Raw genomic sequence first — 440 nt, forward strand, 5'->3', positions numbered from 1 at the left:
GACTACCAGGGTATCTAATCCCGTTCGCTACCCACGCTTTCGCACCTGAGCGTCAGGCAAAGGCCAGGGTGTCGCTTTCGCCACTGGTATTCCTCCCGATCTCTACGCATTTCACCACTACACCGGCAATTCTACCACCCTCTGCATTCCTCAAGTCGGGCAGTCTGTGCTGGCCTCCACGCGTTAAGCGCGGGGCTTTCACACCACACTTGCCCAACCACCTGCGTGCGCTGTACGCCCAGTAATTCCGGACAACGCTTGCCCCCTCTGTCTTACCGCGGCTGCTGGCACAGAGTTAGCCGGGGCTGATTCGGAGGGTACCGTCATTATCGTCCACCCCAAAAGGAGTTTACAACCCGAAGGCCGTCATCCTCCACGCGGCGTTGCTCGTTCAGGCTTGCGCCCATTGACGAAAATTCCTTGCTGCTGCCACCCGTAGG

The 440-nt window shown here is 58.9% G+C and carries 1 rRNA gene; it reads right to left on the bottom strand.

The features are described from left to right. A 16S ribosomal RNA gene (locus ACTHUF_RS11340) occupies positions 1–440 on the bottom strand; the annotation flags it as partial.

It is taken from the genome of Neisseria sp. P0024.S006 (genome assembly GCF_051956595.1).
In the GTDB taxonomy this organism is placed as follows: Bacteria; Pseudomonadota; Gammaproteobacteria; order Burkholderiales; family Neisseriaceae; genus Neisseria.